Annotated in this window: 7 protein-coding genes and 1 pseudogene; 4 read left to right on the plus strand and 4 right to left on the minus strand. The window is 61.6% G+C overall.

Annotation, left to right across the window (positions count from 1 at the left end; translation table 11 throughout):
- The first annotated feature begins 521 nt into the window (after nucleotides 1–521).
- Nucleotides 522–1,490: a CFI-box-CTERM domain-containing protein gene (locus tag FHD67_RS19165; protein ID WP_052715277.1), complete on the plus strand. Its 969-nt coding sequence runs from the start codon at nucleotides 522–524 to the stop codon at nucleotides 1,488–1,490.
- 386 nt (nucleotides 1,491–1,876) lie between these two features.
- Nucleotides 1,877–3,048, plus strand: a pseudogene (locus tag FHD67_RS19170) (IS3 family transposase).
- A gap of 40 nt (nucleotides 3,049–3,088) precedes the next feature.
- Here the strand turns inward: FHD67_RS19170 and FHD67_RS19175 are convergent.
- From FHD67_RS19175 to FHD67_RS21145, 3 genes are all read right to left on the minus strand, one after another.
- A complete protein-coding gene (locus FHD67_RS19175; protein WP_206692796.1) occupies nucleotides 3,089–3,691 on the minus strand; it encodes a sugar transferase in 603 nt (200 codons plus the stop codon).
- Between the two features lie 702 nt (nucleotides 3,692–4,393).
- Entirely contained in the window at nucleotides 4,394–4,885 is a 492-nt protein-coding gene (locus FHD67_RS21140; RefSeq protein ID WP_046000901.1) for a PPC domain-containing DNA-binding protein, read from the minus strand.
- Nucleotides 4,886–4,918: 33 nt separating this feature from the next.
- Entirely contained in the window at nucleotides 4,919–5,119 is a 201-nt protein-coding gene (locus tag FHD67_RS21145) for a hypothetical protein (RefSeq protein ID WP_046000902.1), read from the minus strand.
- A gap of 568 nt (nucleotides 5,120–5,687) precedes the next feature.
- Here FHD67_RS21145 and nadE point away from each other — a divergent pair.
- Complete coding sequence (gene nadE, locus FHD67_RS19185; protein ID WP_139599721.1) at nucleotides 5,688–7,226, plus strand: NAD(+) synthase; 1,539 nt, start codon at nucleotides 5,688–5,690, stop codon at nucleotides 7,224–7,226.
- Nucleotides 7,227–7,788: 562 nt separating this feature from the next.
- Nucleotides 7,789–10,305, plus strand: coding sequence for a calcium-binding protein (locus FHD67_RS19190; RefSeq protein ID WP_139599722.1), 2,517 nt, complete (start codon nucleotides 7,789–7,791; stop codon nucleotides 10,303–10,305).
- Nucleotides 10,306–10,336: 31 nt separating this feature from the next.
- Here the strand turns inward: FHD67_RS19190 and FHD67_RS19195 are convergent.
- A partial coding sequence (locus FHD67_RS19195; protein WP_246071359.1) for a transposase family protein occupies nucleotides 10,337–10,840 on the minus strand: 504 nt, incomplete at its 5' end.

Below are 10,840 nucleotides of genomic sequence, written 5' to 3' on the forward strand. Positions count from 1 at the left end.
TGGCGGCCGACCGCCAGCAGTGGTCTCCTCACTGACAGCAGAAGCAACGCAACCCGATCAGCAGGAGCAGATCAGAGTTTGAAAAGCGCCAGATCCTGTCAAAAGAATGGAGAGCACCTCAGCGAAGGGGTATCTCGCGCTCGATTTCAACCCGCGTGCTTCTGGAGGAATCATGATTGTGCTTGGTCTTGAGGCATGCTGGCGGCATCATTGTTCTGTCGGCATCCTCTCTCAAAGCCATGCATCGATCGCTGGTAGAACAGGCGAGCATGATGGCTCCGCATGATCGTGCTGCATGGCCTGAGTGTTGAACGAAAGGTCCGTGCGTTTGCGCAAAGCCGGCGAAGGGACAGGGCCTGATGCAATCACCCGGCGGACGGTCGCCGACCGTGCCTGCTCATCTGGAAAAGCTCGGGAAGCTGTGACAAGCTTCGCGTCAGATGAGGCAGCGTGCCTGACAAGCAGGCCTTTGCGTCGGCAAATTTGCATCGCGCTCCTCCTTCACGGAATTGGAGCGGAAGATGCCATCTGAGATTGCGGACAGTCTTGAACTTCACGTCGTCGATCTGGTGAATGCAGAGCGGGAACAGGCTGGCCTCAACCCGGTCCACGTCGAAGTTCATCTGAACGCCGCAGCTCAGGACCATTCCGACTGGATGGCCGAGGAGCAGGCGATTTCGCACGCTGGCGAGAATGGATCCTCTCCGACCGACAGGGTCGAGGATGCGGACTTTCCGCTTGCCGGCGGGTCATGGAACCTGACGGAGAATGTGGCCTATACGGGACTGAGAGGTCCGGCCACCGAAGCCGACGTCGACCGGCTGCATTCCGCGCTGATGGAAAGCCCCTCCCATCAGGCGAACATCCTCGATCCCGATGTCGCGTATATCGGGATCGGCCTGTCGTTGGGGTCGGTTGAGGGGCAGGGCGGAACTCAGGACGCGTTGTTCATAACCCAGAATTTCGCGAACACGACCCAGCCCGTCCTGGTCCAGGAGACGGTGGACGGACAGACCGTCACGACGCAGTATATCGACGGCGAGCCCGTTCCCGGAACGTCGCAGCCAGCGGCAGACCCGGACGAATTGCCTGCCGTTGGTGATGACCCTTCAGATGACGAAGGCACTGGTGACGAGGCTGACACCGACCAGGAGGATCAGGGCGCCTCAGGAGGGGCGTGCTTTGTCGCGACCGCAGCCTATGGAGACCGCATGCATCCGGATGTGGTGACGCTTCGCCGATACCGGGATCGCGTACTTGTCAAATACCCAACTGGCCGCGCCTTCATCCGCCTTTACTGGCGCGTCGGCCCCGTTATGGCAAAACGTGTTGTGCCGACCGGCGCTTCGGGCCGCATGGCGCGAGTGGCGCTGCGACCGATCGCATCTGGATGCCGGAAGATACTGTGCCGTCATATGATGGTGGCGCTGCCGAGGCAGACAGGTTCACTCATGTCGGCATGGCGTGCGAGTGTAGATCGACGGTTGTAAACGTCGTTTGGACCATCTGGTCGTTCGCTTGCCATGGGGCATGTTGCCAGTCTCGTGCATAGCATTGAGAGATCGAAGTTTGCAGCATTATGGAGCAGCAAAGAGGTTCGTCGATGCCAGTGCGTCTCATCTCCTACGAACGTTCGGACTTGGCAGGTAACGGAATCTCTCTGTTATGGCGCTTCCGCCTTCGGCTATAGAATGTCTCACTATAACAAAACATGTATTTCCCTACCTCGTTACGGATCCTGAGGTCCTGCGCTTAGTCCGCATGCGCTTATCGTCTGGATTCCCGACCAACAGATGAAGGTTGCTGCAAGGGTGATCTGAATAGCCCCATGTTTCCTGGACGTTTTCTTCGCTAACCTTGAGGCAAGGATGCCATGATGGGCACTGTCAATTTCACAGACGAGTTTAAGCGTGACGCGGTCGCACAGATCACGGAGCGGGGCTACCCGATCAAGGAGGTTTCGGAGCGGCTCGGGGTCAGACTGCATTCGCTCTATGCGTGGAAGCGCAAGTTCGCGAAGGCGGCCACAGGCGAGACCGATAAGGATGTCGAGGTCCGTCGGCTGAAGCTCGAGGTGGCGCGCGTGTCGAAAGAGCGGGACATTCTAAAAAAGGGCGAGCCCTGTCCGCCATCGGTCCGAGGACAGTGGCGAGCGCGTATTTCGCCGGGGATGCAAGGTGAGATACGCGTTCGTAGCCGAGCATCGAGGGCAGTTTTCCGTCAGGGCCATGTGTCGGTGCCTGCGCATCCAACCGAGCGGGTTCCATGCCCGGCTTCAGGTGCCGCTGAGCAATCGGGCGATTGAAGACAAGCGCCAGACGAAGATGCTGCTGAATGCCTGGACCGACAGCGGCAAGGTCTACGGCTATCGCAAACTGCACGACGATCTTTTGGAGCAGGGAGAAAGTATCTGCGCGAACCGCGTGGCCAGACTGACACAACTTGCAGGGATCAAGGCGCAGATCGGCTACAAGCGGCGTCCGGGCAGCTACGGAGGCAAGCCTTCGGTCATGGTCGACAAGACCCTCGACAGGCAGTTCGACGTCGAAGCACCGGATCGTGTCTGGGTGACGGACATCACCTACATCCGGACGCAGGAGGGCTTTGCCTATCTCGCGGTGGTCATCGACCTCTCGGCTTGTCATCGGATGATCGATGCAAAGCCGCCAGACCACGGACGTCGTCTTGCAAGCCCTGCTCATGGCGGTCTGGCGACGCAAACCCAAGGCGAAGGTGCTGATCCACTCCGGTCAGGGCAGCCAATTCACCAGCATGGATTGGGGCGCCTTCCTGTGCGCCCGCAATCTTGAGCACTCCATGAACCGCCGAGGAGGCTGCCACGACAACGCGGTGGCCGAAAGTTTCTTCAACCTCCTCAAGCGGGAACGGATCAGACGGCAAACCTATCGGACCCGCGAAGAAGCCAGGCGGGACGTGTTCGATTACACCAAGATGTCCTACAACCCGAAGCGCAAGCATGCGAGGAACAGGATGCTGTCACCAGTCGAGTTCGAACGGCGGCAGAAGATGACATACGAAGGTGTCTAAGAAACATTGGGCTATTCATGCATCGGATACAGCCGCCCGCTCAATGCGCTCCGCGGGACAGCGCGACGGCGGGGATGGTCATGAAGATGATGCGCAGGTCCATCCACGGGTTCCACTTCATCACGTAGAAGCGGTCCATCTGCACGCGCTCCATGTAGGTCGTGTTGCTGCGGCCGCTGATCTGCCAGAGGCCGGACAGGCCGGGGCGGGCCGCCAGATAGTGGCGGGTGGAGCTGGCGTAATGGTCCAGCTCTGCCCGCACGACCGGACGCGGGCCGACCAAGCTCATCTCTCCGGTCAGCACGTTCAGAAGCTGGGGCAGCTCGTCCAGGCTCAGTTTGCGCAGCACGGCGCCGAGGGGAGTGACGCGCGGATCGTCGACCAGCTTGCGCTGTTCGTACCACAGGGCCGCCTTGGCGGGATGCTTGCGCAGATACTGCTCCAGAACGGCGTCGCCGTTGACGACCATGGTGCGGAACTTCCAGCAGCGGAACTCGCGCCCGCCGAAGCCTACGCGGCGGTGCCCGTAGAGCAGCGGCCCGGAATCCGTCAGCTTGAGGACGATGACCAGCGCGAGGATCAGCGGCGCCAGCAGCAGCAGGCCCAAGACCGCCAACGTGACATCCAGCCCCCGCTTGGCCATGCCACCCACAGGGGCGGCTTGTTTGGAAGATGCATCAGACCGAAACCTGAATGTCGGGTCCCGCAGGACAGACATGGATTTACGAAGGGGAGGGGTAACCTGCGGAACGCGAACAGCTCGCATCGTGACGACTTCCTGATAGTGCCAACATCTCTCAAGTGCGGCACAAGAGGCAAATCTCCGGAAAGTTCCTTAAAATTTTACAGACTATGCTTTTAGGTAGGCTTCATTCGAGAATATCCTCAGAAATACAAGCGTCGCGAGTAAATTGGACCAACAAAGACCGTGTAAAAAACGTGATTGATGCAGCTTATGATTGAGTAACATCACCGATTTTCCCACCAATCAGCAGAACTCTGGCGGAAGTATCCGCAACAACTACATCCCATTCCCGACGGACATTGCACTCCCTCCTTAGGTAGTTCTTGCTTCACGCTTGCGGATCCACAGGGTGTGGTGATTCAGGGACTGGTGCGCGTCGATCAGCAGCAGTTACGCGGTAATGCAGATCATGATTTGTCGTGACAGCACGCCTTGGTGAACAGTGCCGCACCGACCGACGCGACGTGCAGTGATGTGCGGTCTTGACCCAGGATGAGGATCTCTGTCGCCGGGCCGAGCCGAGGTGCGCCTATGGCGAACTGAGCGCCGACAAGGCACCAAGACCTTGGATACGTGTACGGGTCTGCATCAGCGCGGTGATCACGGGAACGAGGTCCAGATTCGGACGCAGGCGCACAAGGCGCGCCAGTAGGCCACCGGGCAGCCGTCGGCGCGTCGGAACGGGGCAAAGCCCGTCTCGGCGTCCGGCATGCGGCGGAAGATGGCGCCGTCCAACTGCCATCCAGTGATCCAGGCGTCGCGGGACAGGTGCGTGACTTCGGGGCGCAGATGCCCCATGTGCAGGACCCCCTCAGCGTCGGCCCAGAGCCCATGTGCGTGGATGTCACCCCCCTGGCCCAGATGCAGGCCCGCGCTGATGATGCGCGCGCCTGGACCAAGGGTGCGGGTGTCGCCGTAAACGGCCACAAGACCGTCGGTCGGCACGCCGCGGGCGATCTGGGTCAGGGCATGGATGCCCGCACCGTAGGAGAGCGGCGCCACCACCAGCGACGCGTCCTGTTCCGTGGTGCCGGGCATCAGGTCGCACAGGTGGTTAGTGACGACGAAGGCCATCTGGCCGCGGGTCAGCACGGCAGCCTTGGGATGCCCCGTCGTTCCCGACGTTTAGAAGAACCAGGCCGGATCGTCCCGGGCCACCGAGGCCTCGGGCGACATCTGGCCCATGTGGCGCGCGATCAGCGGGTCGTGGTCGGGGCCCAGGGGCGATGGGCCGATGGAGATGATCGCCGGAATATGGACCGCGCAGGCGGCGGCGTGGTCGGGGAACTGCGCGCCGCAGAACATCGCCTTTCCCGACAGTGCCATCGCAGGTTCGGAGTGTTACGGCACGGACATTGACACGCCATTAACGAAAGGGGCGTGCGGCAGGCGTTCAACCGGACGCTTCGCATGACAAACTCCGGTTGCGGTTCGTCAATCTTCGAGCGCATTTGGTCGTTCGTCTGTCCGGTTTACTAAGTTCCCTTGGACGGCGCCCCGACTTTGCCCCGGCACTTAGATCGCATCGGCGTCCTTGGCTGTGACCAGCGGGCGAGATGGGAATCACTCCGCGCGGCAGTCGGAATGCTGCCAGGGGCTGATCGAAATATCTTTTCTTTTCAGCATTCTGACACGAACAGGGTGATCGTAAGGCGGATTCAACAGCGGCTCCTTTACGTCGCAGTGATAAATTCTGAAAACTCCTGCGGCTCGCCCCGAGGCGGGGTCTCAAACGCTGATGATTGGGATGCAGTATTGTTCGAATTGGCAGTCGGTGCCGCCTTGGGATCATGCGACCGCGTAGCAGGCACCGGGGTTCGAAGTCCGTCCGGGTGCGCGGGAACAAAATGCCCCTTTGGATGGGTATACGGGTCCAATCCAAAGCAGGTGCACCATGTTGGAAACGGAAATTCTGAACCTCTCGCGACAGGACCAGGCAGGGGCGCTGTCGTCTTGGTTCGCGCGCAAATTCACCGAACAGGTGAAGGACGGCCTGTTTCTTCCCGTGCCCGCGTTGCAGCGGGTGCAGGATCACCTGATCGGTCAATTGCAGGACTATCGCCGGCAGGCCGGGGTCGGAACGGCGGTCCTTGGGATGTCGGGTGGCGTTGATTCAGCGCTGACCGCGGCGCTGTTCAAGGCGGCGGGCTGGCAGGTCATCGGACTGACCCTGCCCATCCATCAGGTGCCGGAGGAGACCGACCGCGGCATCGACGCCTGCAAGGCGCTGGGCCTTGAACACTTTCACCTGGATCTGTCAGCGGAATACGACGCCATGGTGTCCGCCATGGCCCGACTGCATCCCGGCATCGCGACCGCCGATGATGACGGAGCACGCACCCGTCGGGGCAACCTGCGCGCCCGATTGCGCATGATGACGCTTTACGACCAGGCTCACCGGCTCGGGGGCCTGGTCGCCAGCACGGACAACTTTTCGGAGCTGGGGGCGGGCTTCTGGACGCTGCATGGCGATGTGGGCGATCTGGCGCCGGTACAGGGTCTGCTCAAGTCGTGGGAGATTCCGTGGCTGGCCCGCAATAGCGGCGTCCCTGAGCACACGTGGCGCGCCAAGCCGACCGACGGGTTGGGAATAGGTGCCGGAGACGAGGCGCAGATCGGCGCGACCTATCTGGAATGGGACATCGTGGTCTTTGCCCTGGATCAGGCGCGCAAGGACAGTCCCGACATGGATATGGCCGATGTCCAGCGGCGCTTGGGGACAGACGACGATCCGCATGCACAGAGGATCGTGTCGACCGTCGTGACGCGGCTGGGACGGACCTGGTTCAAGCGCGTCAACCCCATCAATCTTGCGCATCCGAAAGCCGATCGGCTTGCGCTGATCGACCGGCTGGACGAAAGGCTGTTCCGCCCCGCCATCCTGCGCAGGCAGCGGGTGGACATCGGGTTTCCCGACGATCTGCACTTGTCCGCCGGCGCGCTCTGCAAGCTGCTGGAACGGCGTGGCTGCCGCGTGGTGACGGCGGAATCCTGCACGGGCGGCCTGCTTGCGGCAAGCATCGCGGGCGTGTCCGGCAGTTCCTCCGCGCTGGAGGGAAGCTTTGTCACCTATGCCCCGTCGATGAAGGTAAATGCGCTTGGGGTCTCCGCCCAGCTGATCGAGGAGCGGACGGTCTATGACCCGCAGGTGGCCCGGCAGATGGCCACGGGTGCGCTGGATGCGGCCCCCGGCGCCGGGCTGGCGCTGGCGATCACCGGCGTGGGCGGTCCGGACGACGATCAGGGCAAGCCCGCGGGATATGTCTGCATTGCGGCCTGTCTGCGCGGGGACGCACCCGTGGTCAGGGAATGTCAGTTCGCGGGCGCGCCTGACGTCGTTCTGACCAAGGCCATCGGTGCCGCGTTGCAGTTGGGTATTTCCCTGCTTGATAGCACAGCAGCCGCGGGCGTGGATGCAGGCCGGAGCGTGTAACGGTGCGGCATCGCGGATGCGCCTTCGCGATGCCATATCAGGCGCATCTTTAGGCGCAGCCTTTGGGCGAAGCGCTGTTTCGCACAGAAGGTTGGCTTGCTCAGAAGGACTGTGGACGTCACCAGCATTCGCGACGCAGAATCCCCGCACCATTGATCCATCCGGAGCAGCGTCTGAGTTCAGCACCGCCACGGACGCATAGCACCGGCATCTACTTTGCGCGCACCATTCATCGCAAAGCGGCCGAAAGCTGTTGCGCTGCCAAAAAATTCTTTTCATCTCAAAGCGCTGTGATGCAGGAATGCGTCATCGTCAGGTTTAAGCGAAAGATGCGGGGACCGAGTTAGCGTACAGGTTGGGCAATGGTCAGCAGCGGCCACTGCGATGCAGGCCTAGGTCGCAATTCTGATGCCATGTCGAAATCCGCCGCGTCTTCACGGTTTATCAAGGGCTGTTGCATAGCGTCGATCGGGCCGACGCACCAGACCACGCGGATCGGCGCATGCGCGTCGACAGGCACTCCTTCGGCAACAGGCGCAGGTCAGGCTTGAAGGAGACCGCCTTGTCACTCATCACGGACGCTCATTTCGGCGCGAACATCATCCTGACGCGGGACAGTCTGAGGGATGGCCAGCCCTTTGCCGAAACCCTCAAGGAAATCGACTTCTCGGGGTTTCGCTATCCCGGCGGCGGCGTGACCGAGGATCAGACCTGGGCGAATGGCGGACTGGCGCGGATGTTCGGAGATCCGATCGAACCCGGCAGCGAAAACTATGTCATGACCATCAACGAGGCGTTGGAATATGCCTCCTTGACCGGCAAGCCGATGACCGTGGTCGTGCCGACCTTCCAGTTCTATGACAAGCAGGGGGGCGTCTTCGATCACTCGGGGTTCGACCGCTATGTCGACAGGCTGGAGACGGCGCTTAAGGCGTTTCCCGACGCCGTGATCAGGGACCTGGAAATCGGCAACGAATACTGGGGCAGCAAGGCCTGGGGCAGCCTGACGGGCCATCAATACGGCGCGATCGCAAATGCGCAGATCCCCAAGCTCACCGACATGATCGAACGGCTCTCGGACGACATGTCCGGCTGGCATGCCCCAGGCTTGGGCGTTCAGGCGGGGGTCCAGTGGCGCGCGACGCAGGGCGCGGACGGCAGATGGACCGCGGACGGTCCGCAGGAGTCCGCGGACATCATCTCCAAGATCTCGCTGGAACATCGCGGCATGATCGACACGGTCTTCCAGCACAGCTACCCGGATGCCAGCACGATCACCCAGAACCTGAACTGGGCGATCCGTCCGATGGAGGTCTTTGAGCGGTTCGAGGGGTTCTCCAGCGATCTGAAGTTCTCGCTCTCGGAATTCAACATCGGCGCGAACACGGCCGTCGGCATCGATCAGGGTGCGGCCTGGATCGACGCGTTCTCAAAGGCGGTGGATCTTGGCGTTGATTCGATCGACCATTGGGGCATCGCCTATGACTGGTTGTCGAACAAGTTCTATGACACCCGGTTTCCCGCGGCGGAGAGCAATGGCGGACAGATCGTCGCGATCGCAACGCCGATGGGGCAGATCTACGACATCGCGCAAAGCCATCTGGTCGGAAAGACCACCATGACCGATGCCCATGCCCTGCAGGACATCGCTGTGACCGACGGGATCGGCGTCACCGGCTTTGCGGATGACAGCCAGAAGATCGTCTTTCTGCACAATCCGACCAACGGGGCGGGCAGGGTCGATCTTGGGGGCATCGCTGACGGGATGCACGTCTCGGTCCGGACGCTGACGCCTGCGGATTCGCCGCATTCACCCTGGTTCGACGAATCCGCACGCATGGTGACGGTCGCGAACGGCATTGCCGACGCGCGGGCAGACATGAACGTGGTTTCCGGCCCCGGCGTTCAGGATCGCCATGATCTGAGACCGGGAGAGATGCTGGTCGTCGTGGTCTCAGATCCTCGCCGCGACCTGGTCATCGAGGGGGCGCATAACGTCACCGATCCGGCCACCGGGATGGTCGACGACCTGATCGTCGGTGGGCTGGGTCACGACATCCTGCGCGGCCATGTCGGCGATGACACGATAGAAGGGGGCGGCGGCAGAAATGTCCTGTCCGGCGGCAGGGGGGACGACGTTCTTGTGGCATCGGATCAGGGCGACGTGATCTTCCCGGATGGCGGCGACGACACCGTGGCAGGCGGCGACGGTGACGACATGATCGTGGCCAGCAGCGACGACCCGCGGGATCACAACGTCCTTGAAGGCGGCGGGGGACGAAACCTGTTCCTGGTCGGCAATGGCGGCGATGCGTCCATCCTGGATTTTTCGACCCGGGACCATATCGGCTTTGGCGGAGCCTTCGCCGATGCGGGCGCACTTCGCGACGCATCACAGGCGATGGACAGCGACATCGTGGTTGGGCTCCCCGACGGAAGCCAGGTCATTCTTGCCGGTCAGGCCGAGCGGATCGACATGCTGCACGAACAGGTTCTCGATTTCATGGACCATGATCGGATCGTCGAGGTGACGGACAGTTATCTGAACGGGCTGACGCATGACCAGGTTGTCGAGGTCTTTCGCCAGGGCGAGGGAAACTTCGATCAGCCGGACCAGCAGGGTACGTCGATCTACTTCGATGAGCTGGAAGCGACGATGGCCCGTCTGGAACTGCGAGAGGATGACAAGGGTCTTCCGAACGACGACCTGCCCGTTCGACCGGTCGACGAAGACGACCTGCCTTCCGTTCCGCCGGTTGCCGACGATCCCCACACCCCCGACCCGGACGATCCCTACGCAGATCAGGATGAGGAATCCGCCTCTGGCGGCGCCTGTTTCGTCGCAACGTCCGCCTATGGAAATGCCTGGCATCCCGACGTCGTTGCGTTGCGCGCGTTCCGCGACAACCACCTGATCAAGACGCGGGCCGGTCGCTTGTTTGTGAGGGTCTACTGGATCATCGGTCCGAAGCTGGCGGCCCGCACACGGCCCGACCAATTTCATGCACGCGCCGTCCGGTCGACGCTTTCTCGGTTTGTCGCATTGCTGAGGTCGACCGATCTGACCGCTGGAAAATGATTAGTAGTGTGGTTCGCAATGACCTGCCGGGTTAAGCAATCGCTCGACGCGCGGAGCTTTCATCTCGCGCAGCGGAGCGGGCAATTGCGGTGGTGAGGGCCGGCGCGTAGTCAGGCGGGGTCTGGTAATCCGGGGCCGAATGCGGGCGCTCGGTGTTGTAGTCGGCGGCCCGGTCAGCGATCACAACACGCGCATGAGCCAGGTTGCGGAACATGGTATCATTGAGCAGCTTGTCGCGCATCCGATAGTTGAAACCCTCGACGAAGCGGCTTTGCATCGGCTTTCCCGGCGCGATGCAGTGCCACTCGATCCGATGCTCGGAACACGACCGCAGGATGGCGGTCGATGTTAGTTCGGTGCCGTTGTCTGGGACCATCGTTCCAGGCTTCCCTTGACGCTCGATCGAAGCCGATTGCTCTCGTGCGACGCGCCGTCCGGATATCGAAGTATCCGGGATCGCCGCGAGCGCACGGATTGAGTTGCCCCGTGAAAGCTGGGCACTGACGTAAGTACTGTTTTTGCTGTCTGCTGATCT

It is taken from the genome of Paracoccus haeundaensis (assembly GCF_006239215.1).
Taxonomy (GTDB): domain Bacteria; phylum Pseudomonadota; class Alphaproteobacteria; order Rhodobacterales; family Rhodobacteraceae; genus Paracoccus; species Paracoccus marcusii.